Annotated in this window: 18 protein-coding genes; 9 read left to right on the top strand and 9 right to left on the bottom strand. The window is 61.5% G+C overall.

The window, feature by feature from the left end:
* Positions 1-12: 12 nt before the first annotated feature.
* Positions 13-1,986: an alkyl/aryl-sulfatase gene (locus tag AC1DWG_RS27820; RefSeq protein ID WP_477788644.1), complete on the bottom strand. Its 1,974-nt coding sequence runs from the start codon at positions 1,984-1,986 to the stop codon at positions 13-15.
* A 136-nt stretch (positions 1,987-2,122) separates the two neighbouring features.
* On the opposite strand from AC1DWG_RS27820, the gene AC1DWG_RS27815 reads away from it, so the two are divergent.
* The 4 genes from AC1DWG_RS27815 to AC1DWG_RS27800 all read left to right on the top strand — a co-directional run bounded on the left by AC1DWG_RS27815 (position 2,123) and on the right by AC1DWG_RS27800 (position 7,028).
* Positions 2,123-2,791 carry an ABC transporter ATP-binding protein gene (locus AC1DWG_RS27815; protein ID WP_477755077.1) on the top strand — a complete coding sequence of 223 codons (669 nt, stop codon included), beginning with the start codon at positions 2,123-2,125 and terminating at the stop codon, positions 2,789-2,791.
* A gap of 1 nt (position 2,792) precedes the next feature.
* Complete coding sequence (locus AC1DWG_RS27810) at positions 2,793-5,264, top strand: ABC transporter permease (protein ID WP_477788643.1); 2,472 nt, start codon at positions 2,793-2,795, stop codon at positions 5,262-5,264.
* Positions 5,254-6,327 carry a lipocalin-like domain-containing protein gene (locus AC1DWG_RS27805; RefSeq protein ID WP_477788642.1) on the top strand — a complete coding sequence of 358 codons (1,074 nt, stop codon included), beginning with the start codon at positions 5,254-5,256 and terminating at the stop codon, positions 6,325-6,327. Before AC1DWG_RS27810 ends, AC1DWG_RS27805 begins: the two co-directional genes overlap by 11 nt.
* Before the next feature lie 122 nt (positions 6,328-6,449).
* Positions 6,450-7,028 carry a hypothetical protein gene (locus AC1DWG_RS27800; protein ID WP_477755074.1) on the top strand — a complete coding sequence of 193 codons (579 nt, stop codon included), beginning with the start codon at positions 6,450-6,452 and terminating at the stop codon, positions 7,026-7,028.
* Positions 7,029-7,369: 341 nt separating this feature from the next.
* Here AC1DWG_RS27800 and hglS read toward each other — a convergent pair whose 3' ends face one another.
* From hglS to AC1DWG_RS27785, 3 genes are all read right to left on the bottom strand, one after another.
* Positions 7,370-8,776, bottom strand: coding sequence for a 2-oxoadipate dioxygenase/decarboxylase HglS (gene hglS, locus AC1DWG_RS27795; protein WP_477788641.1), 1,407 nt, complete (start codon positions 8,774-8,776; stop codon positions 7,370-7,372).
* Positions 8,777-8,913: 137 nt separating this feature from the next.
* Positions 8,914-9,870 carry an alpha/beta fold hydrolase gene (locus tag AC1DWG_RS27790; protein ID WP_477756766.1) on the bottom strand — a complete coding sequence of 319 codons (957 nt, stop codon included), beginning with the start codon at positions 9,868-9,870 and terminating at the stop codon, positions 8,914-8,916.
* A 22-nt stretch (positions 9,871-9,892) separates the two neighbouring features.
* Positions 9,893-11,347 carry a flavin-containing monooxygenase gene (locus AC1DWG_RS27785; RefSeq protein WP_477760338.1) on the bottom strand — a complete coding sequence of 485 codons (1,455 nt, stop codon included), beginning with the start codon at positions 11,345-11,347 and terminating at the stop codon, positions 9,893-9,895.
* A 198-nt stretch (positions 11,348-11,545) separates the two neighbouring features.
* Between AC1DWG_RS27785 and AC1DWG_RS27780 the strand changes: the two genes are divergently transcribed.
* The gene (locus AC1DWG_RS27780) at positions 11,546-12,619 is read left to right on the top strand and encodes a diguanylate cyclase (RefSeq protein WP_477788640.1); all 1,074 of its coding nucleotides are present in this window, start codon (positions 11,546-11,548) and stop codon (positions 12,617-12,619) included.
* 212 nt (positions 12,620-12,831) lie between these two features.
* On the opposite strand, the gene AC1DWG_RS27775 is transcribed toward AC1DWG_RS27780, so the two are convergent.
* The 3 genes from AC1DWG_RS27775 to AC1DWG_RS27765 form a co-directional block, all read right to left on the bottom strand.
* Positions 12,832-13,701, bottom strand: coding sequence for an isocitrate lyase/PEP mutase family protein (locus AC1DWG_RS27775; protein ID WP_477756347.1), 870 nt, complete (start codon positions 13,699-13,701; stop codon positions 12,832-12,834).
* Between the two features lie 142 nt (positions 13,702-13,843).
* A complete protein-coding gene (gene astA / locus AC1DWG_RS27770; RefSeq protein WP_477788639.1) occupies positions 13,844-14,878 on the bottom strand; it encodes an arginine N-succinyltransferase in 1,035 nt (344 codons plus the stop codon).
* A gap of 52 nt (positions 14,879-14,930) precedes the next feature.
* Positions 14,931-15,947 (bottom strand): arginine N-succinyltransferase, encoded by a 1,017-nt coding sequence (locus AC1DWG_RS27765; protein ID WP_477788638.1) that lies wholly within the window; start codon positions 15,945-15,947, stop codon positions 14,931-14,933.
* A 563-nt stretch (positions 15,948-16,510) separates the two neighbouring features.
* Between AC1DWG_RS27765 and AC1DWG_RS27760 the strand changes: the two genes are divergently transcribed.
* Together AC1DWG_RS27760 and cobF are read left to right on the top strand one after the other, a co-directional pair.
* On the top strand, positions 16,511-17,083 hold the full coding sequence (locus tag AC1DWG_RS27760; protein WP_477764674.1) for a histidine phosphatase family protein: 573 nt from the start codon (positions 16,511-16,513) through the stop codon (positions 17,081-17,083).
* Complete coding sequence (gene cobF, locus AC1DWG_RS27755; protein WP_477788637.1) at positions 17,083-17,838, top strand: precorrin-6A synthase (deacetylating); 756 nt, start codon at positions 17,083-17,085, stop codon at positions 17,836-17,838. The genes AC1DWG_RS27760 and cobF overlap by 1 nt, the downstream gene beginning before the upstream one ends.
* Before the next feature lie 121 nt (positions 17,839-17,959).
* On the opposite strand, the gene ftrA is transcribed toward cobF, so the two are convergent.
* Positions 17,960-18,934, bottom strand: coding sequence for a transcriptional regulator FtrA (gene ftrA / locus AC1DWG_RS27750; RefSeq protein WP_477788636.1), 975 nt, complete (start codon positions 18,932-18,934; stop codon positions 17,960-17,962).
* Positions 18,935-19,035: 101 nt separating this feature from the next.
* Here ftrA and AC1DWG_RS27745 point away from each other — a divergent pair, with 101 nt between their 5' ends.
* Complete coding sequence (locus AC1DWG_RS27745; protein ID WP_477764671.1) at positions 19,036-19,470, top strand: rhodanese-like domain-containing protein; 435 nt, start codon at positions 19,036-19,038, stop codon at positions 19,468-19,470.
* Between the two features lie 92 nt (positions 19,471-19,562).
* Here the strand turns inward: AC1DWG_RS27745 and AC1DWG_RS27740 are convergent, their stop codons facing one another.
* Positions 19,563-20,201 (bottom strand): type 1 glutamine amidotransferase, encoded by a 639-nt coding sequence (locus tag AC1DWG_RS27740; protein WP_477764670.1) that lies wholly within the window; start codon positions 20,199-20,201, stop codon positions 19,563-19,565.
* A gap of 330 nt (positions 20,202-20,531) precedes the next feature.
* Here AC1DWG_RS27740 and AC1DWG_RS27735 point away from each other — a divergent pair, with 330 nt between their 5' ends.
* Positions 20,532-21,311 (top strand): ABC transporter substrate-binding protein, encoded by a 780-nt coding sequence (locus tag AC1DWG_RS27735; protein ID WP_477760334.1) that lies wholly within the window; start codon positions 20,532-20,534, stop codon positions 21,309-21,311.
* Positions 21,312-21,392 lie beyond the last annotated feature (81 nt).

The raw sequence follows: 21,392 nt of genomic DNA, 5'->3' as shown, positions 1-21,392 counted from the left end.
CGCGTCACCGGTTCAAGGCGTGACGATATTGAACTGCGGCGCGAAGGTATCGAGGCTGCTCATCAACTCCCCAAGCTTCTTGCCATTGCCTTGCAACTTGATCAGGCCTTTCTGGATCGCCGCCGGGATATCCAGTTGCTTGAGGCTGATCTGTTCCAGGGTGGCCTTGCTCATGGTCACGCTGGCGTCCGCCTGGGGATTGAGCCCGGCACGGTGGGTCAGCACACCATTGCGCAGGGTCAGGTTGAAGTCCTTGTTCTGATCCTCGAAGGTCCAGTTCAGGGTCAGGTCATGGCCTACAGCCTTTTCACTGTCCAGGCGAACCGCCAGGAAGTCGAAGAACATCTGCGGGCTCATCGCCCGAACCATGTCCACCGATACCGACGTGCCCGCTTGGGGTGGCACGCCATCGCGCAGTTCCATGGCACCGGTCAGGTACATGTTGCGCCAGGTGGCGTTTTCACTTTGATAGCCCATTTGCTCCAGCGTCTGGGCCTGGGCTTTGCGCGCATCGCCGTTGTCCGGGTTGGCGAACAGCAACTGATTGCCCAGTTGCGCGGCCCAGCGGTATTCACCCTTGGCCATTGCCGCCTGCATTTTCCCCAGCACGGCCGCGTCGCCGCCCATGGCTTCGACCGAACGCTTGGCCGTTTCTACCGGCGGCAGCGGATTGAGGTTGGCCGGGTTACCGTCATAGAAACCCATGTAGCGCTGATACACCGCGCGGGTGTTGAAACTCAGTGAACCGTAGTAGCCACGGGTGTACCACTTCTGGTCAAGGCTGCCGGGCAGTTTCTTGATCGAGTCGGCGATTTCCAGCGGCGTCAGGCCCTGGTTCAGCAGGTGCAGGGTGCGGTCATTGAGGAAGGCATACATGTCGCGCTGGTCGGCGAGGAAGGTGCGGATGCGTTCGCCGCCCCAGGTCGGCCAGTTGTGCTGGGCGAACAACACGTCGCTCTTGTCGCCGTAACGCGCCAGGCTGCCGTCCAGGTACTCGGCCCAAGCCTTGGCGTCGCGCACTTGCGCGCCGCGCGGGGTGAGGATGTTGTGCATCATTTGCGTGGCGTTTTCCGCCATGCACAAGGCGCGCAACTGCGGCAGGTACAGGTTCATCTCCGCCGGCGCCTCGGTGCCCGGGGTCAACTGGAATTCCACGTCGAGGCCGGCGATGGTGCGGGTTTCCAGTTCCTTGTCGATCAGGTCGGTGGGCGGGATCAGGGTGACGGTGCCGCCACTCGGCGTGCTCTTGCCCAGGCCGGCATCGACCTGGCCTTTTTCGCCTCGGGGCAGCAGGCTGCCGAACTGGAACTGCGCGCGGCGGCTCATGGCGTTGCCGGCGTAGACGTTCTCGCTCATCACGTGTTCCATGAACCCGGCGGGGGCGAATACCTTGACCTTGCCGGCCTTGACGTCGGCTTCGTCGATGACCCCGCGCACGCCACCGAAGTGGTCGACGTGGGTGTGGCTGTAGATCACCGCCACCACCGGTTTGTGCGGACGGTTCTGGTAGTACAGGTCCAGTGCTGCCTTGGCGGTTTCGGCCATGGTCAGCGGGTCGATGATGATCAGCCCGTCGTCGCCTTCGATGATGGTCATGTTGGCGAGGTCAAGGCCGCGCACTTGATACAGTCGAGGGCTGACTTCGAACAGTCCGGCATGGGCGCTGAGTTGGGCCAGGCGCCAGAGGCTCGGGTTGACCGACTCCGGGGCCTGATCCCTGGCGAGGAAGTCATAGGCCTGGATATCCCAGATGACCTTGCCCGAGGCGTCCTTGACCTGGCCCTTGAACGGCGCGATCAGGCCCTTGGTGACCGACTCGTAGTCGGTGCGGTCGGTGAAGGGCAGTTGTTGCAGCACGGCGGCGTTACTGGCCGTGGTTTGCGGGCTGGCCGCGACCGGTCCGTCGGCGGCGACCACCGATTGCGCAAGGCAGGCAGTGATCAGGCAAGCGAGCAGCCCACGAGGGCTCAAGGTGAAACGAGGCATGGCGTCTCCGTTTTTATCGTTATGGTCAGACCAGCTTCGAGGGTAGGGCGGGGCTCGGGCAGGGCGATCATCAGCAACGGACAAAAAACATTCAGGGCCGCTATCCTTGGACCAGGCATATCCAGCAGGTTGACCCATGCTTGAAGTCCATGGCGTGTTCAAAAGCTACGCCACACCGCAGGGGCCGCTGCCGGTGCTGCAAGGCGTCGACCTGACGCTCAGGCCCGGCAGCAGCCTGGCGCTGATGGGCGAGTCGGGCAGTGGCAAAAGCACCTTGCTGCACCTGATCGCCGGGCTGGACAGGATCGATCGCGGCAGCATCCGCAGTGGCGAGCATCGTCTGGAACAGATGAATGAAGGGCAACTGGCGAACTGGCGTCGTACGGAAATCGGCCTGGTGTTCCAGCAATTCAACCTGATCGGCAGCCTGCGGGTCGAAGACAACCTGGCGATTCAGGCGCGTCTGGCCGGGCGCCATGACCCACACTGGCAGGCGCACCTGGTGCAGCGCCTGGGCTTGGGCGAGCTGCTGCGGCGCTACCCGGAGCAACTGTCCGGCGGTCAGCAGCAACGGGTCGCGCTGGGGCGGGCGCTGGCGTCGCGCCCGCAACTGCTGCTGGCCGACGAGCCCACCGGCAGCCTCGATGAAACCACCGGCGCCGAGGTGTTGCAGTTGCTGCTGGAATTGCTCGACGACAGTCCCACCAGCCTGTTGATGGTCACCCACAGTCCCGGCGTGGCGGCGCGGCTGGCGGAAAAAGCGCTGCTGTGCGGTGGTCGTCTTGCCGGTGTGGGGGCGCGCTGACATGCGCATTTTCGGCGAAACCCTGCGCGCCCTGCTCAGCCACTGGCGGCAGCACCCGGTACAGTTTTTCAGTGTGCTGACCGGGTTGTGGCTGGCCACCAGTCTGTTGACCGGCGTCCAGGCACTCAACAGCCAGGCCCGCGACAGTTATGCCCGCGCCAGTCGGTTGATCGGTGGCGAACCTCAGGCCAGCCTCAGTGCGCCCGGCGGCGGCACGTTTCCACAGCAATGGTTTATCGATCTGCGCCGAGCGGGGTGGCCGGTGTCACCGGTACTGCAAGGGCGAGTCACGCTCAAGGGCCATGAAGAGCAGCGCTTGCAGTTGATGGGCATCGAGCCGGTGTCGCTGCCGGCGGGCGCGGCGGTGGCCGGGCAGGCCCTGGCGATTGAACAGGTGGTCGATTTTTTCAGCCCGCCGGGCACTACCTGGATATCGTCGCAAACCTTGCAGGCACTGGATTTGCGTGAGGGTGACCGGCCCTTTAACCTGGCTGGCGCGGCACTGCCGCCGTTGCATGTGCAGGCTGATATGGCGCCCGGTGTGCTGCTGGTGGACATCGGTTTTGCCCAGCAGATTCTGGGGTTGCCGGATCAGTTGTCGCGTCTGCTGTTGCCGAAGGACTTCACTGCGCCGCTGCCGGATTCGCTCAAGGGACAGCTGCAACTCAAGAGCGCCGGTGAAGAAAACAACCTGGCGCGCCTGACCGAAAGCTTTCACCTGAACCTCGATGCCCTGGGGGTACTGTCGTTCGTTGTCGGCCTGTTTATCGTGCACGCCGCCATCGGGCTGGCGCTGGAGCAACGGCGAAGCCTGCTCCGGACCCTGCGTGCCTGCGGTGTGAGTGCGCGGATGCTGATCGCTTGTCTCGCCGTCGAATTGGGTGGATTGGCCCTGATCGGCGGTGTGGCCGGGGTGGTCAGCGGCTACCTGCTGGCCGGCGTGCTGTTGCCCGATGTCGCCGCCAGCCTGCGTGGCTTGTACGGCGCCGAAGTGGCGGGGCAGTTGAGCCTCAGCCTGTCGTGGTGGTTCAGCGGTATCGGCTTGAGCCTGATCGGCGCGTTGCTGGCCGGTGCCAGCAGCCTGCTGCGGGCGGCGCGCTTGCCCTTGCTGGCGCTGGCCGACCCGCAGGCCTGGCATCAGGCCCATGCCCGCTGGTTGCGACGCCAGGGCGGGGTGGCGGCAATGGCCGGGGTGATCGCGCTGCTGGCGTTGATTTTCGGTGACAGCCTGGTCATTGGCTTCGTGTTGATGGCGGCGCTGTTGATCGGTGCCGCACTGGCACTGCCGGTGGTGCTCAGTTCGCTGCTCAGTCTCGGTTCGCAGCGCAGTCGCTCAGTGCTCGGCCAGTGGTTTGTCGCCGATTGCCGTCAGCAACTGCCGGCCCTGAGCCTGGCGTTGATGGCGCTGCTGCTGGCCATGGCGGCGAATATCGGTGCCGGCAGCATGACCGCGGGGTTCCGCCAAACCTTCAGCGACTGGCTCGAGCAACGGCTGACGGCCGAGCTTTACCTCAACCCACAGAACCCGGCCCAGGCCCGGGAGCTGCACAGCTGGCTCGACCAGCAGCCGCAACTGGCGGCAGTGCTGCCCCACTGGCAGGTGTCGATCCAGTTGCAGGGCTGGCCGACGGACTTGTCGGGGATCATCGACCATCCGACCTATCGCCAGCACTGGCCGCTGCTCGAGACCTTGGGCGACAACCCTTGGGAGCGACTGGCCAGGGACGATGCGGTGATGCTCAGCGAGCAACTGGCCCGGCGCCTGCGCGTGCAGCTCGGCGATCACCTGACGCTGCCGACGCCAACCGGCCCGTGGTCGCCGCGGATCGTCGGGATCTACGCCGACTACGGCAATCCCAAGGGCCACATTCTGGTCAATATCAATCACCTGCAGCGCGGCTGGCCGCAATTGGCACCGAGCCGCTTCAACCTGCGCATCGAGCCGGCGTCGATCCCGGCGTTCGTCGCGGCGTTACAGGCGCGTTTTACCCTCGACGACAGCCGCATCGTCGATCAGGCGCGGCTCAAGGGTTGGTCCACGCAAGTCTTCGAACGCACTTTCGCCGCCACCGCCGCGCTCAATAGCCTGACGCTGTGCGTGGCCGGGGTGGCGCTGTTCATCAGTCTGTTGACCCAAAGCCAGAGCCGTCTCGGGCAACTGGCGCCGCTGTGGGCACTGGGGGTGACACGTCGGCATTTGATGTTGCTCAACCTCGGGCAAACCTGGCTGCTGGCGCTGCTGACCCTGGTGCTGGCGTTGCCGCTGGGCATCGCCCTGGCGTGGTGCCTGGACACGGTGATCAACGTGCAGGCCTTTGGCTGGCGCCTGCCGTTGCGGGTGTTTCCATGGCAACTGTTGCAATTGATGGGGCTGGCGCTGGTGGCGACGCTGCTGGCTTCGGCCTGGCCGTTGTACCGTTTGTACCGCACGCAACCGGCGGACCTGCTGCGGACGTTCGCCCATGAAGATTAAGCTCGGCGTGTTGCTCCTGACGCTGCTGGCGAGCGGTTGCGATCAACCGGCACCGGTAGAAAAGGGTTTTGCCGGGCTGGGCAACCAGGCCGCTGCGTTCACCAAGGTGGTGCCCGGTCGGGTGTTCAGCTTCCCGGCGGATCACGGCCCGCACGACGGCTTTCGCATCGAATGGTGGTACGTCACGGCCAACCTGAAGGACGATCAGGGGCATGAGTTCGGCGCGCAATGGACGTTGTTCCGCAGTGCCTTGAATGCCACCCCCGAGGTGGCGGGTTGGCAGAATCAGACGATCTGGCTCGGTCACGCGGCGGTGACGTCGGCGACGGTACATCACGCGGCTGAACGCTATGCCCGTGGTGGCGTCGGTCAGGCCGGTGTCAGCCTCACGCCGTTCAATGCGTGGATCGACGACTGGCAGTTGCGCAGTCAGGCGACTGCCGACGACCCGTTAGCCGACCTGCAGCTCATTGCTCGTGACCGGCGTTTCAGTTACCGGTTGCGGTTGACCTCGACAGGTCCGCTGGTGCTTCAGGGGGACCAGGGATTCAGCCAGAAATCCGAGCAGGGTCAGGCCTCGTATTACTACAGCCAGCCGTTTTTCCAGGCCAGCGGTACGCTGGACATCGACGGCCAAACCTTTCAGGTCAGTGGCCCGGCCTGGCTTGACCGCGAATGGAGCAGCCAGCCCCTGACAAGCAATCAGACCGGTTGGGACTGGTTCTCCCTGCACCTGGACAGCGGCGAGCAGGTGATGCTGTATCGCATGCGGCAAAAGGACGGCGAGCCTTACCTCATCGGCACCTGGATCGACGCCCGGGGCCAGACACAATTGCTGCACGCCAGCGACATCAGCCTCACGCCACAAGACACCGCGCGTGTGGCAGGACGCGAGATGCCCGTGCGCTGGTCGATCAAGATCCCCGCCAGACACTTCGATATCACCATCACCGCGCTCAATCCCCAGGCCTGGATGGACTTGCGCATTCCATATTGGGAAGGCCCGGTGCGCCTCAGTGGCAGCCATGCAGGGATCGGATATCTGGAAATGACCGGGTACTAGCCACGAAAATCAGAGGCCCGCGGCGACCACTCGCCAAACAGCGTCTATGCTCATCGCACACAGGGCGTTGAGCCTGGCTTCAACGCCGTTTGTTGCCATCAATCACAGGGAATGTTCTGCCTATGAAACGCCATGCACTGACCAAAGCCATCACCCTCGCTACCTTACTGTCTGCCGCCAGTTTTGGCGCGGTGGCCGCCGATATCCCGTTGTCCGAAGTCGTGGTGGCTGATCAGGTCACCACCACAGTCGTTTCGGTTGATACCGCGAATCATTCCGTGGTCCTTAAAGGTCCGCAGGGTAATGAGTTCCCTGTGCAACTGACCGACAAGGCGAAAAACCTCAAAAACCTCAAGGTCGGCGATACGGTCGATATCCGGGTTACCAGCGCCGTTGCGGCCTACCTCGACACCGATGTCGACAAAGGCCTGCCGGGCACCGCCGAAGCCACCGGTGAAATGCGCGCAGCGCCAGGTAGCGCCAACCCCGGCGGCGAAGCTTACCGCCAGGTGAAAGTGCAGCTGAAAATCACCCACATTGACGTGAAAAAGCACAAGGTGACCTTCGAAAACCCGGAAGGCCAGTCCAAGACGGTTGACGTCAAACGACCCGAGGTCCAGGCCAAACTCAAGGACTTGAAAGTCGGGCAAAGCGTTAACGTGGTTTATACCGATGTATTGACGGTGACCAGCAGGCACTGATATTGGCTCTGAACGGGTTGATTGTTTTTGTGCAGCTTTTGTATAGGAATAATCAACTCGTATGGTCGAACTGGTGAGTTTGTGGCTCGGTGCGGGATAGGATTTAAGTCGACATTTTATTACATATGGTGTCGATAAATTTCATCTTTACCGCACGGACATATTTAGCCACTTCTACTAAAATACTTTCCGTTCGCCCAGTGCAGGGCTCTTTACCAGTGCATGGATTGCCGAGGCCAGTGCACTGGGCGAACACTTTTTTGCTGTATTGAAAGTTTCGGATATATAAAAAACGGGCGACCAACAGGTCGCCCGTTTTTTATTGAGCGGTGAGAAATCGTTCAGTCATGTTTTTTATTGACTTGAACAACATCGGCCAACGCCGCGAAACACTGCTCGATCGAACGCCGCTGGCTGTCGGCATACAGCTCCAGTTCATCGATCGTCGGCCGCCCCAGAGCCTGTTCGAAGGCTTGCTGGTTGGAGTGCACGCCGTAACGGGTCTGCGCCGCATCCCCAAGGTTCGACTGGAAAATCCCCGCCGCGCTGACCGGCAGGAAGTCTTCGTACACCAGCGGTTCAACCCGCAGGCAACCGCTGCCGAGCAGGTCTTCCAGGGCGGCGTTTGTCAGGTCACCCGCCGCCAGGCCTTGTTCCGTGACGAAGTAGCGGAAGTAAGCCAGGCCCTGTTGGCGCATGTCTTCCCAGGTGTCAGGGAATTCGTTGAAGTGCTGCGCCATGAGCGCGTTGTAACGCTCGGCGTTGGCTTCGTTGGGGAAGTCCTTGAGTTCGTCCCGCGCGGCATTGAGCAAGCGGTCGTACAGTGCCCGGCCTTTGGGCGTGAGTGCGGCACCGCGCTGTTCGATTTCGCCGAAACGGGCGCTGTGACTGCCGCGAGCCTGGTTTTGATCGGTGAAGGCAATCGGCTCGTCCAGGGCCTTGAAACTGGTCTGGCGCAACAGGATCGGGCATTGGCGGCGGGGCGGGCCTTCGATCACCGCCTTGGGGGTGATGCCATGGGCCGGCATTTGCGCCTGGACGATGTCGATGTCCAGGGTCCGTGGTGTCAGGTGGTTGATGTGCGGGCCCTTGAACGCCACCACATCGGCGATCAGACGATGCTGGGCGCTGAGTTGTCGATACTGCTCGGCAGTGACGGTGGCGCTGTGGTGCCAGCGAAACGTTTCCAGGGCCTGTTCGACGAACGCCAGGGCTTCCTGCTCGGTCAGGCCACCCCGGGATTCGGCACGTTCGATGAGGGAGAGGGCCGTGGGGGTGAAGATCGCGCGCTGGTCGAGCATCGACTGGGCGAACGCTCGCTGCTCCAGGTCTTCGATCAATTCCAGGCGCAACAGCGAGGTGAATACCCGAAACGGGCTGACCTGCAACGCCGCTTCATGCACCGCGCGAAAAGCCGTGGAGTGCACCGGCACGCCGGCGGGTGTCAGGTCGTAGTAACCCACCGGATGCATGCCCATCACCGCGAACAGGCGGGCGAGGGTCGCCAGTTCAGCGGCCGTACCGACGCGGATCGCCCCATGACGCTCCAGGTCCAGGCGCTCGATTTCGCCGGTGCTCGTGAGCTGTTGTGCGACTTGCGAATCGCTGTCCAGCACGCGGCGGTTGGTCTGTTCCACCAATTCCATCAACGCGCCGTACAACGGCACTTCCTCGCGATACATGTCGGACATCGCTTTGGAGAAGCGTTGGCGGATCAGGTCAGGGCTGACGAAGTTCGGGTGGTTCATGAACAGGATTCCTGGCGCGGTGACGTAAAGGATGGACGAAAGATCGCAGCCTTGCGCGACGCCGACAAACGAAGTTTCTGACGAACTTCATTCTGCAAAGGACTGCATGCCTAGGGGACACTAATTGAGAACGCTCCCTAGTGCAGTCGTTGATCCTGTGGGCTCTCCGAGCGCAGCGATGCCAAAAACTCCCGATACAGTCGCGCCGAACCGGTGGGGGCTTCCACCATGGGCATGTGCCCGACGGCGTCCCAGATATGCACGCGCAGGTCGGCGATGCCCTTGCTCCAGACCGCCACGCTGCTGACATCGATCAGCCGGTCCTTGCGCCCCCACAACAACAGGGCCGGGGCGGTGATGTCGGGCAGATGCGGTTCCATCGGCGGACTGGCGCGCATTTCGCGGAAGATTTCTTCCAGCTCCTCGCGGGACTGTTCATAGCGCTGGGCGACGGCATCGAGAACCAGCTTCGGTACCCAGGGTGGCGAAGCCATGGTCATGGCGTAGAAGCGCTGGAATTCTTCGCGCGAGTGAATCAGAAACGGGTTGTGGCCCTTGGCCAAATGCCGCTCGAGGTCACTGGGCTCGGGCGCGGTGACACCCGCCGGGTCGATCAGCGCCACGGACACAATGCGCTCGGGGTACGTGGCCGCGAGCCATGCGGCCATGTAGCCGCCCATGGAATTGCCGATGACATGGACTTTCTCCACCCCGCACACGTCCAGCAGCTGGATCATGCGCTTGGCCTGTAGCGGGATGTCATAGCCGCCGCCGGCCTTGAAGCCGGTTTCGCCATGGCCGGCGATGTCCGGAATGATCACCCGGTGGCTGCCGACAAAGTGCCGGGCGAAACGCAGCCAGAGGTTCTTGTCGGCGCTGAAGCCATGGAGCATCAGCACATTGCTGGTGGCCTCGTACGGTCCGCCTTGCCAGGTCGAGACGGTCATCTCGGGGATGGGCACGACGATTTTGTGCAGCCGGTACAACTTGGCCTCGGCCGCCATGTTCAAGTCATAGAGCCAGTAGCCGATGGCCGGGTAGGTCAGCCAGCTCCAGGCGACGAACACTGCGAGAACGACGAACAACAAAAGCATCACGCGTCTCCCTTGTATCTGCTCAGGACAAAATGTGATCGGCGGGTTTCAGCGCTCGGGTCAAGCGATGAAAGCTGAAGCTGAACCCCGGAAACATGGCAATCACATGACCGCTCCTGCTTTGATACCAACTGTGGCAACCACCGGACTTCCACACGGTGCGTTCCATTTCCCGGTGGATCATTTCAGTGTAGGTACGTTCCGCCTCATGGCGAACTTCGATGCTGCGTAAACCTTGATCCTTCAAGGTGCGAATGCAATCGAGGATGTAATTCATCTGGGATTCGATGATGAACAGCGCCGAGGTGTGGCCAATACCGGTGTTCGGCCCGGTGACGATGAACAGGTTGGGGAAGTCGGGCAGGGCGGTGCCAAGGTAGGCCCGCGGGTATTGCGCCCAGACCTCCTTGAGACATGTGCCGTTTTTGCCCGTTACCGGGTAGCAAATCACCCCGTCGGTGGCATCGTAGCCGGTGGACCAGACGATCAGGTCCACGTCGATGTGTTGACCCTCGAGGGTAACGATGCCGGTTTCGTCGATGGACGCGATACCTTGTTCGCGGCTGTGCAGCGTCACGTTGCTACGGGCCAGGGCCGGGTACAGCGTGCTGGACAGAATTACCCGTTTACAGCCGATGGTGTAGTCCGGCGTCAGCTGGCGCCGCAGTTCGGTGTCCGGCACCTGGTGTTTGAGAAAACGCAGGGCCTGGCGCTGGACCATGTGCACCGCCGGCTTCGAATACTTGAAGCCAAACACCCGGGTTTCGAATTGCCAGTAGATACCCCAGCGCAGCAACTTGTAGGCGGGTTTGAGCCCCAGCAGCCAGCGCTCGAAGCGGCCAAACCTGCGATCAGCCCGGGGCAATACCCAGTGGGGCGTGCGCTGGAACACATGCAAGTGCCCGACGTCCGGGGCAATGGCCGGAATGACCTGGGCCGCACTGGCGCCGCTGCCGACGATGGCCACGGATTTTTGCCGGTAGTCGTAGCCGTGATCCCAGTTGTTGGTGTGAAAAGTCTTGCCCTGAAAGCGTTCCTGTCCGTCGAAGTGCGGCACCACTGGTTGACTCAGCGGCCCGGTCGCGTTGATCAGGAACTGCGCGCAAAACGTGCCTTTGTCGGCGGTGTACAGCGTCCAGCGTTTATTGGCGTCGTCCCATTCGACGCGCTCGACATTCGCGCTCAGTTCTACCTTGTCCCGCAGGCCGAAGTGTTCCACCACATGGCGGGTGTAGCGGCGCAGTTCGGCCTGTCCGGCGAACATTTGCGTCCAGCGATAAGGGGCGAAAGACAATGAGTAAAGCGGCGAGGGCACATCGACTGCCGCGCCGGGATAGGTGTTCTGGCACCAGGTGCCGCCGAAGAAATCCCGTCGTTCCAGCAGGCGGAAATCGTCGATGCCGGCCTTGAGCAGATTGATTGCAGCACATTGGCCGCCAAACCCGCTGCCGATGATCAATACTTGAAAGGTCTGCATGGGCCTCCTCTTATGGTCATTGATCAACCCTTCTTTCATGTATAGCCGTTTCTGGAGACGAGGCTTTTGCTTTTACACGAGCGTGATGTCGCGATATTCAGCCTGTCAGTCGGTGATGGCTATTTGATCTCACCCTGATAGACTCCAGTACACAGGCACAGGCTGTTTTCGCATTCCGTCGAGTGGCACAGGGGCCCTATGGCAAAATCGGGAGGAAAGGGGGTTTCATTGGCCAGGAGGCTCTATACATCGCGAATCCTCGGGTTGGCCCTGGGATTGGTGTGCGTGAGTGTGGCGATGTATCCACTCGATCCGGCGCCCTGGGTCTGGGGATTCATGTGGTTCAACGGCCTGGTCTGGCCGCACCTGGCTTACCAATGGACGCGCCGGGCCAGGACGCCTTATCACGCCGAACACCGCAATCTGCTGATCGATGCCTTTCTCGGCGGTTTCTGGATTGCCGCGATGCATTTCAATCCACTGCCCAGCGCGACCACCATTTCCATGATGGCCATGAACAACGTGGCCATCGGCGGCCTGCGCTTCCTGCTGGCCGGGACGGCCGCGCAAGTGCTGGGCGTCGGTGTTGGCTTGCAGATGTTCGCCCCGGCGTTCATTCCTGCCACCAGCCCGGTGCAGCTCTATGCCTGTTTGCCATTGCTGTGCCTGTATCCGTTGGCGCTGGGCTGGATCTGCTTCCGCCAGGCCCATACCCTCGGCCGTCAGAAACGTGAACTGCTGGCACTGAGCCGCACCGACAGCCTGACGGGCTTGCTGAACCATGGCACCTGGAAGGACCAGCTGGAGGTCGAGTTCCAGCGTTGCAAACGTCAGCAAAAAGGCGGGGCGATTGCGCTGATCGATATCGACCATTTCAAAGCCATCAACGATACCTACGGCCATGTTGCCGGTGACATCGTCCTGCGTCAGTTGAGCAAAATGCTCAGGCACAGCCTGCGAGCGACCGATGTCGCAGGGCGCTACGGCGGTGACGAGTTCTGCGTGATCCTTCCGGACCTGCCCCTGAACCGCGCCGCCGCCGTCATGGAGGCCCTGCGCGATCGATTCGCCACCTTGGGGGACGAGCAGAACCCGGCGCTGAAAGTCAGCCTGAGCATTGGCCTGGCGTCATTCAACCCGGTCCACGCCGACGCGATGCTCTGGCTCAATGACGCCGACCATGCGCTATACGAAGCCAAGACCAGCGGGCGTAATCGAGTGATCTGTTGCGGCAATGGCAAACCCCATCGCGAACTGCTCGACTCGGTGTGACTGTCCACAGCAAGACCTGTGTGAGCGAGCTTGCTCCGGGCGGCGATCCGACAATGGCGGCGTGTCAGGCGGTCTGGATGTTGGCTGTGATGGCCTCATCGCGAGCAGGCTCGCTCCCACAGTGGATTTGCGGTGAGCACGTCATTTGCGTACACCCGCGATCACTTGTGGGAGCGAGCCTGCTCGCGAAGGCGGCGTATCGGTTTAAAGCGTCACTCCTTCACGCTCATGAATTCTTCCGCGTAGCGGATGTACTCCTCCGGTTGGGTGTAGGTGTGCGTTAGTTCGGTCGCGTTCAGGTCCGACGTCTGGGTGAGTATCTGGCGTTGCTCGCGCAGGCTGTCGTAGGTCGCCTTGATCGCGGCGAAGTAAGCGCCATGGCCGTCGATGGTCACGCGCACACCCAGTTCGGCCAGGCGCTTGTCATCGCGTAGCAGCGGGTTGCCGTAGGTCACCAGCATCAGCGGCACGCTCAGGTGCTCGGCGATCTGCTCCAGATGGTCGAAGTCCTTTACGCCCACCATGCAGATACCGTCGGCCCCGGCGCGCTGGTATTGCCGGGTGCGGCTGATGATTTCCTGCACCGGCAGAATCCCCGCATGGGTGCGGGCGATGATCGCCATTTCCTTATCGCAGCGGGCTTCCAGTGCCGCGCGGATCTTGCCGACACCTTCGGCGACCGTGATCAGGTCGGTGGATTTGCGGCCAAACTGCGCAGGCAGCAGGGTGTCTTCGATGGTCAGCGCGGCGACGCCGGCCCGTTCGAGTTCGACGATGGTGCGCATGACGTTGAGCGCGTTGCCGTAGCCGTGGTCGGCGTCAGCAATCACCGGCAACTGGGCGACACGGCCGATGCGGGTGGCCTGTTCAGCGAATTCGCTGAGGGTGATCAGGGCAAAGTCAGGGGCGCCCAGCACTTGCAACGAGGCGACCGAACCACCAAGGATCCCGACTTCGAAGCCCAGGTCGGCGGCGATGCGGGCCGACATCGGGTCGAAAACCGAGGCTGTGTGGTAGCAGGTGTCGGAGGCGAACAATTGGCGAAAATTGCGGCGCAAATCTTGATGGGAAAGCCTGGACATATGAGTTCCACCAATGGAATGGAGGGGCTTGAGCAAAAGTGTCAACGCCGAAGAAATAAAAGGCTATCACGCGCACAGGAGGAGAATGATGACGAATTTGCCGGGTCAGGCAGATTGACGTCGCAACGATGGAGCTGATAAGTCACGCCGCCTCGGCTTGTTGCCGTTGGTCAAGCAGCGGCACGGCGCGCACCGAGTCGCCGGGTTGCAGTTGCAAGCGCTTGGCGGTCAGGCGGTCAACCACCAGGCTGTTGCCCTCCTGTCGTGCCGGGGCGCAGGTAATGCGGCAGCTTTCCAGGCGGCGGTTGTGGATCAGCCAGAGGGGTGCTTTATCGTCCGGCGAGCCGATGGCCAGTGACAGCGGTTGGCTGTCGCGCACGGTGCGGATCCCGGAAACCGGGGCTTCAAGGACCGGTCCGCCGTCGAAGATATCGATGTAGCCCTTGTGGGCAAACCCTTCGGCGCTGAGGATTTTCAGGGCCGGCTCGGTATTCGGGTGGGCCTTGCCGATCACCGCCTGGGCCTGTTCGGTCAGCAGGCAGGTGTACAGCGGCTGGCGCGGCATCAATTCGGCGATGAACGATTTGTTGCCCAGCCCGGACAAGTGATCGGTGTGGCTGAAGTCCATCTTGAAAAAGTGCCGGCCGAGGCTGTCCCAGAACGGCGAGCCACCTTGTTCGTCGGCACTGCCGCGTAACTCGGCGATGAGCCGGTTGCCGAACAGCTGCGTAAACTCGGCCACAAACAACAAACGCCCGAGCGAAAGCAAACGGCCGTTGCTTCCCTGGCGCTGATCGGGGCGCAGGTACAGCGAGCAGACTTCCGATTGCCCGGTCAATTCATTGCTCAGGAACAGGGTCGGGATCTGGCGCTCGATACCCAGGTCCGGTGCCGCACTGACCGTCAGTCCGACCCGGTAGTTGTACCAGGGTTCGCGCAGGCCGACGCCACCCGTCAGGGCGCTGACGCCCACCACTTGCTGCTCGTCGTCCTCGAGCACGAACAGATAATCGGCATCGGCCCGATCGACCTGCCCGGCGAAAGTGCGTTGGGCCCAGCGGATCCGGTGGGCCAGGCGTTCTTCGTCGGCCGGCAGGCTGGTAAGTCCCGGAACGGCCTGACGCACCAGCGTGAACAGGGCGGGCAGATCGGTGGTCTGGACCGGACGGACAATCATGCGGCTGTTCCTTGTTCGTGTGTGCTCGGGCGGTGACGTCGCGGGCGGCTATTCACAGGGCGATCAGCCTGATCGGGCTGCCCTCGGTCACCTTCAGCGCCTTGCACATGGCTGCGTCCAGCGTGACGGGTTGCCCGGTGATGTAATCAAGATCGGCGACGATGGCCCGGTAATCCTTCAAGGACTCGTTGCTCACCAGAAAGCTGCCGCGGGCATCGATCACCGATCCAGGCCGCGTGATAGCGCACTGGCTGTGGGCGATGGAACGAATGCCCGACGTGCGCGCATACAGGGTCGGGCCTCCATCGAACAAATCGATGTAGCTGTTGGTTTCGAAGCCTTCACGCTCGAGGATATCGAAGGCTTCCTGGCCGTCGGGGTGGATGCTGCCGATACAGTCCTGTGCTGCCTGGGGCAGCATGGGCACGTAAATCGGATACTGCGGCATCAGTTCGGCGAGAAAGGTGCGGCTCTGCAGGCCGCAAAGCCGTTCGGCCTCGACGTAGGGCAAGTCGAAGAAATGCTTGCCCACGGCATCCCAAAATGGCGAGTGGCCTTCATCACTGCTGTAGCCGACGATTTCGGTGATCACCGTTTCGGAAAAACGCCGGGCGTGGGTGGCGATGAACAACAGGCGCGCCCGCGACAGTAGTTCGGAATGCGCGCTGCGCACACGCGCGGCATCGATATGGAAGCCCCGCAGCAAGGTGTGGCCACTGAGATCGTGACACAACGACAAGGCCGGTACGCCGTGCTCGATGTTCAGTTCCCTCGAGGCACTGGTGAAGTGCCGGTTGCGCAGGCTGTAGAACGGCTCGTTGAACCCCGCCGTGGCGAGGATTTCCGAGCAGCCGACCAGGTGCTGCGTCGTCAGGTCTTCGAGTACAAAGAAATAGTTTTCCGGGCCATGAACATCAACGTCCTTTTCGAACGACGCACACGAATCGAGGATTTTTCCGCGCAACCGTTCGCTATCGTCAGGCAGGGATGTAACGCCCACGAGGCTTTCACGAGCCAGCCTCTGCAACTGGGGCAGGTCGGCTGACTCGACTGGACGCAAGACCAGCATGGAGACACTCCTGTATTAAACGATTCGGCGGTTTGAGCCGAACCTGACTTTCACTGTCGGTTTTTCCACACATTCAATCGGTGGTCGTCTGAACGTTGTCAGGCGCCACTCTTTTTCTTGTCAGATGTTTTTTGGAATGGACCGGGTTAAACAAGAAACGGGCGATTCGGCCGCAGGCGATGCCTGGCCAGGCGCGTTGATCGGGTATTCGAGAAAGGGCATCCGGGCTCCTGCTGGATGAGTGTGGAACATGTTTTAACAGTCCGTTGAAAGGAGTATTTAATTATCGCGTCCTGCCTGTCTAGTGAATTTTCGCGTGGTCTGGCCGTGCCCGAAAAAGGGGCGAAGTGCCTGTACCAAGGGACTACGCCGATGTCGTAAAGTCTTGTAGGTGATTGCCTTGGTTGCGGTCAGCCATAACAGAAAACCTGGCAGGAAATGACTGAAGGATCCGTTTCAGGCAGGAAAATTAAACACCACCCAGGGCTGCTTTGTTGCGGCACAATTGCGCGATGGCGGTCACCTGACGCCGTCGTTCCTTTCCATCTTTAGAGTGATTGCTGGTGCAGGCGACCCGTTTAACCCTGATTTGTCATGCTCGAACCGTCGCACAGAAATTGGCGCGTTTTCCTCTGGACGAGCCTTTGGAGATGGATTGGCAAGCGCTCAGGCTTTCCCGTGGCAATCAGTTCAAGGGCGCTCCACGCCTCGTCTGCGGCCCGGAGTTGCGCACTCGGCAAACCGCTGAACTGTTCGGCAGCGCATCGGAGATTGTTGACGCGATGAAGGACTGCGACTTCGGGCGCTGGGGCGGTGAGCGCATCGGCGATCTGCAAAAAAACGATTCCGAAGCGCTCCAGCATTGGCTGGGCGACCCGGCTTCGGCACCCCACGGTGGCGAGTCGCTGGTGCAACTGGGCGAGCGCGTGGGCGCGTGGTTGACCACGTTGCAGTCGACGCCAGGGCACATCGTTGCCATTACCCATCCCTTCGTCATCCGCGCCGCACTCACGCAGGTGTTGCAAGGCGTATCGTCCGGCCTGATCGACGTCGAACCCCTGTCGGCGGTCGAGTTGAGATTCCATGGCCGCTGGCGGCTGCGCTTGCCGGGCACCGGGCCCGAGGACTTGCTGTGATGAAAAAGCTCCTGGTCATCGGTATCGGTGCTGGCAATCCCGACTACATCACAATGCAAGCGGTGAAGGCGCTGAATCAGGTCGACGTTTTTTTTCTCATGGACAAGGGCGAGAGCAAAAACAAACTCATCGATTTGCGCCGCGAAATCTGTTCACGCTACATCACCGACCACGCTTACCGTTTTGTCGAAGCCCACAACCCGGAGCGCGAGCGTGGTGAAGTGGACTACAAAACCAGTGTCGACGACCTGAACCTGGCCAGGCGGCAGACCTTCGAACGGCTGATCAACGATGAAATGTCCGACGGCCAGTGTGGTGGTTTTCTGGTGTGGGGCGATCCGGCGCTGTACGACAGCACCATTCGCATCTTGCAGGCGATCCAGGTCTCAGGCGCCTGTGCGTTCGAGTTCGAGGTGATCCCCGGCATTACCAGCGTCCAGGCGTTGGCGGCACAGCACAAGGTGCCGCTCAACCAGATTGGCCGCTCGGTTGAAATCACCACGGGCCGGCGTCTGGCGGCAGGGCAGGTGAGCGATGCCGACAGCCTGGTGGTGATGCTCGATGCTCAGGATGCTTACCGTCAGGTGGTGGATCAGGACACCGAGATTTACTGGGGGGCCTATCTGGGGACGCCGGATCAAATCCTGATCAGCGGCAAGCTCAAGGATGTGGCGGATGAAATCCAACGAGTGCGCAAGGCTGCAAGGCTGGCCAATGGCTGGATCATGGATACCTATTTATTGCGCAAGCCTTGAGCACTGAATTGCCCGGTCTGACGCCTTCGTCGGAGCTCCGCCCGGAGCAAGCCCGCTCCCACAAGGATTGCGCGGACCCTGTAGGAGCGGGCTTGCCCGCGAAGAGGCCCTTGAGAACACTTCAAGAAATAACATTGCCCCCACGCCCAAACCGCTCCCGATACACCGACGGCGGCACGCCAACCACCGTTCGAAAGGCCACCCGGAAACTTTCCACCGAACGATAACCACAACGTTCGGCTATCTGCTCGGTGTTCTGGTCGCTGCTTTCCAGCAGTTCGCGGGCGCGGCCCAGACGTTCGTGCCGCAACCAGGTTTTTGGTGACTGGCCACTGGCTTCGGTGAAGCGGCGCAGGAACGTGCGTTCGCTCATGGCGGCTTCGCTGGCCAGGTCGCGCACCTCCAGCGGCTCGTGCAAACGCTCACGTGCCCACTGCATGACGCGGGAAAGATCGCTGCGCGGTGTGGGACTGACCGGCGTCGGAATGAATTGCGCCTGGCCACCGCTGCGTTGCGGCGACGTGACCAGGCGTCGGGCCACGGAGTTGGCCACCTGTGTGCCGAAATCCCGTGCCACCAGATGCAGGCAGGCATCGATGCCTGCCGCGCTGCCGGCGGAGGTGATCAATTGGCCGGAATCGACATACAACACGTCCGGGTCCACCAGGATGCCGGGAAACCGCTCGGCCAGTTCTGAGGTATAGCGCCAGTGCGTGGTCGCGCCGCGCCCGTCGAGCAAGCCGGTGGCGGCGAGGACGAAAACACCGGAGCAGATCGACAGCAACCGCGCCCCCCGTGCATGGGCCTGGCGCAGTGCGGCGATCAACTCCACAGGCACTGCGGCGCTGCGGTCGCGCCAGCCGGGAATGATGATGGTCCGCGCGTCGGCGAGCATTTCCATGCCGCCATCGGCCAGGACCTGGATGCCGCCCATGGCACGCATCGGGCCTTGATCGACCGCGACGATATGATGCTCGTACCACGGAAAATCGAATTCAGGTCGTGGCAGGCCGAAGATCTCCACGGCAATGCCGAACTCGAACGTGCAGAGGCCGTCGTAGGCCAGAATCGCGACCGTTCCTGGGGTGGGGTGCATTTGGCGGAAAGCTCCCGGTTAGTGTCTTATGCGCCACTTTAGCCGCAAGTGGCTGGCGGATAAAGTCTTCCTGCACCCACCGATACCTTGGAGTACACAACATGACCAGCCTGGTTCGCGAAATTCCCGCCGCCCCATCGGCCATCGCCCTGATGCATTTCAGCAACCGTCTGACCTTCGAAACCGATTGTTCCGACGTCCACGCCAGCCAGCAGGGCAGTGCAGTCGATTTCGTTCTGGTGGATGTTCGTGGCCCGCTGGCGTTCGAACGCGGGCATGTGCCGGGAGCGATCAACCTTCCCGGTCGCTTGCTGACCGCCGAAGGTTTGGCCGGGTATCCGAAAAACAGCCTGTTTGTGGTCTATTGCGCCGGGCCTCATTGCAACGGCGCCAACAAGGCGGCGGTGAAACTGGCGGCCCTGGGGTATCCGGTCAAGGAGATGATTGGTGGCGTGACCGGGTGGCTGGATGAAGGGTTTGAGTTGAGTGTCGGGGTACAGCGGCAAGCCAGCAGCGTGGTCGGTTGCGAGTGTTGATGTAACCGAAAAAGATCGCAGGTTGCGCCAGCTCCTACATTGGATTGCGGTGCCTGTAGGAGCTGGCGCAGCCTGCGATCTTTTGATCTTTTTTATTGATTTCCGGCCGCCCACCACTCATCCAGTGTCGCTTCCAACCACGCGGCCACCGCTGCGTAAGCCTCAGTCTCCTGCGAACCCCGTGGCAACGGCGACTCATCGCCAAAATGCGCATTGAGCATGGCCACCGACTCGGCGTTCCACTCCGGATGAAACTGCAACCCCAGCCGCGCCGGCCCGGCGCGGTACATCTGCTGCACACAGTGCTCGCTGCTGGCCAATAGCTGCGCGGCAGGCGGCAGGTCGATAGCGTCTTCGTGCCACTCCAGCACCTTCAGCGTTTGACCATCGATAAAGCTCACGGTGGTCCATCCGGTTTCGGTCCGGTCCATCCGCCGTACATTCCCGCCCAGGCTCAACGCCAGCAACTGTGCCCCCAGGCAAATGGCGAACACAGCCGCGTCCTGATCGAGACTGCCTCTGAGCCATTGCCGTTCGGCTTCCAGCCAGGCCGGACCGGCATTGGATTCATAAGGCCCGCCCAACAGGATCACGGGGTCGGCGCTGACGGACGGCAATTGGCCCAGGTCGGCGCGAAACACGTTCAGCGCCAGCCCTCGGGATTCGGCCCAGATGGCGATGGCACCCGGACCTTCGGCGGGGTGGTGCTGGATCAGGTTCAACGTGGGCATTACGCTAGTCTCGATGGGACGCAAGGGCACTCAATGTGCCGTAAAACATCCAGCATCGCCAGTCGGCTCATTCCGTCGGATGCAGCCGCAAACGCTGCAGGTTTGTGCTGAAAACGCGACTTGTCTGACAGACTTTGCCCCGTCATGGCGCGAGCACCTCAATACCTCCATCCTGCCGCCACTTTTCTGTAAATATTTGTCGCCTCAGCGTAATTTGCCCTCCTGTCACCGCTCTAGACTGCCGGCCACTTCGGTTCCCGCTCACAAAGCGATAACCGAACGCTGCCAATCGAAGCTGCCAATAAAAGCCTCCGCACACAGGAGTTATAAATGAAGAAGCTAGTGATGTTCGGTGCCCTGGCACTGTCGATGTTGTCCCTGACCGCCGTGGCTGATGACGCCAAGCCGATCCGCATCGGCATCGAAGCCGGCTACCCGCCATTCTCGATGAAAACCCCTGATGGCAAACTCACCGGTTTCGACGTGGACATCGGCGACGCGCTGTGCGAGCAGATGAAAGTCAAGTGCACCTGGGTTGAGCAAGAGTTCGACGGCCTGATCCCTGCGCTGAAGGTCAAGAAAATCGACGCCATCCTGTCGTCCATGACCATCACTGACGACCGCAAGAAGAACGTCGATTTCACCATCAAGTACTACCACACCCCTGCGCGCTTCGTGATGAAGGAAGGCAGTGACGTCAAGGACCCGCTGACCGAGCTCAAGGGCAAGAAAGTCGGTGTCCTGCGCGCCAGTACCCACGACCGCTTCGCCACTGAAGTATTGCAACCGGCGGGGATTGTCCTGGTGCGTTACGGCTCCCAGCAGGAAGCCAACCTGGACATGGTCTCCGGCCGCATTGACGCGTTGCTGGCCGACTCGGTCAACCTGGACGACGGTTTCCTGAAAACCGATGCCGGTAAAGGTTTTGCCTTCGTCGGCCCTGAGTACAACGATCCGAAATACTTCGGTGGCGGCGCCGGCATTGCCGTGCGCAAGGGTGATAAGGAACTGGCGGACAAGTTCAACACCGCCATCACCGAAATCCGCGCCAACGGCAAGTACAAGCAAGTGCAGGACAAGTACTTCAAGTTTGACGTTTACGGCGAGTAAGCGAGCGGGTTGAAAAAGTGGCAACCGTTGGCGCGGTTGCCATTTTTTTTGTGTTCCTGATTTATCCTGCCTGACACATAT

The organism is Pseudomonas sp. P4_B3, from assembly GCF_056402295.1.
Note: the sequence above shows the minus strand (reverse complement) of the source record. Positions and strands in the feature narration are given on the sequence as shown.

Bases quoted from the DNA above. Each gene is read 5' to 3' on its own strand.
- AC1DWG_RS27775 (WP_477756347.1), bottom strand. From the start codon at position 13,701: ATGTCCAGGCTTTCCCATCAAGATTTGCGCCGCAATTTTCGCCAATTG.
- astA (WP_477788639.1), bottom strand. From the start codon at position 14,878: ATGATTGTCCGTCCGGTCCAGACCACCGATCTGCCCGCCCTGTTCACG.
- hglS (WP_477788641.1), bottom strand. From the start codon at position 8,776: ATGAACCACCCGAACTTCGTCAGCCCTGACCTGATCCGCCAACGCTTC.
- AC1DWG_RS27820 (WP_477788644.1), bottom strand. From the start codon at position 1,986: ATGCCTCGTTTCACCTTGAGCCCTCGTGGGCTGCTCGCTTGCCTGATC.
- AC1DWG_RS27805 (WP_477788642.1), top strand. From the start codon at position 5,254: ATGAAGATTAAGCTCGGCGTGTTGCTCCTGACGCTGCTGGCGAGCGGT.
- AC1DWG_RS27765 (WP_477788638.1), bottom strand. From the start codon at position 15,947: ATGCTGGTCTTGCGTCCAGTCGAGTCAGCCGACCTGCCCCAGTTGCAG.
- AC1DWG_RS27810 (WP_477788643.1), top strand. From the start codon at position 2,793: ATGCGCATTTTCGGCGAAACCCTGCGCGCCCTGCTCAGCCACTGGCGG.
- AC1DWG_RS27735 (WP_477760334.1), top strand. From the start codon at position 20,532: ATGAAGAAGCTAGTGATGTTCGGTGCCCTGGCACTGTCGATGTTGTCC.
- ftrA (WP_477788636.1), bottom strand. From the start codon at position 18,934: ATGCACCCCACCCCAGGAACGGTCGCGATTCTGGCCTACGACGGCCTC.
- AC1DWG_RS27815 (WP_477755077.1), top strand. From the start codon at position 2,123: ATGCTTGAAGTCCATGGCGTGTTCAAAAGCTACGCCACACCGCAGGGG.
- cobF (WP_477788637.1), top strand. From the start codon at position 17,083: ATGAAAAAGCTCCTGGTCATCGGTATCGGTGCTGGCAATCCCGACTAC.
- AC1DWG_RS27780 (WP_477788640.1), top strand. From the start codon at position 11,546: ATGGCAAAATCGGGAGGAAAGGGGGTTTCATTGGCCAGGAGGCTCTAT.
- AC1DWG_RS27790 (WP_477756766.1), bottom strand. From the start codon at position 9,870: ATGCTTTTGTTGTTCGTCGTTCTCGCAGTGTTCGTCGCCTGGAGCTGG.
- AC1DWG_RS27745 (WP_477764671.1), top strand. From the start codon at position 19,036: ATGACCAGCCTGGTTCGCGAAATTCCCGCCGCCCCATCGGCCATCGCC.
- AC1DWG_RS27740 (WP_477764670.1), bottom strand. From the start codon at position 20,201: ATGCCCACGTTGAACCTGATCCAGCACCACCCCGCCGAAGGTCCGGGT.
- AC1DWG_RS27800 (WP_477755074.1), top strand. From the start codon at position 6,450: ATGAAACGCCATGCACTGACCAAAGCCATCACCCTCGCTACCTTACTG.
- AC1DWG_RS27785 (WP_477760338.1), bottom strand. From the start codon at position 11,347: ATGCAGACCTTTCAAGTATTGATCATCGGCAGCGGGTTTGGCGGCCAA.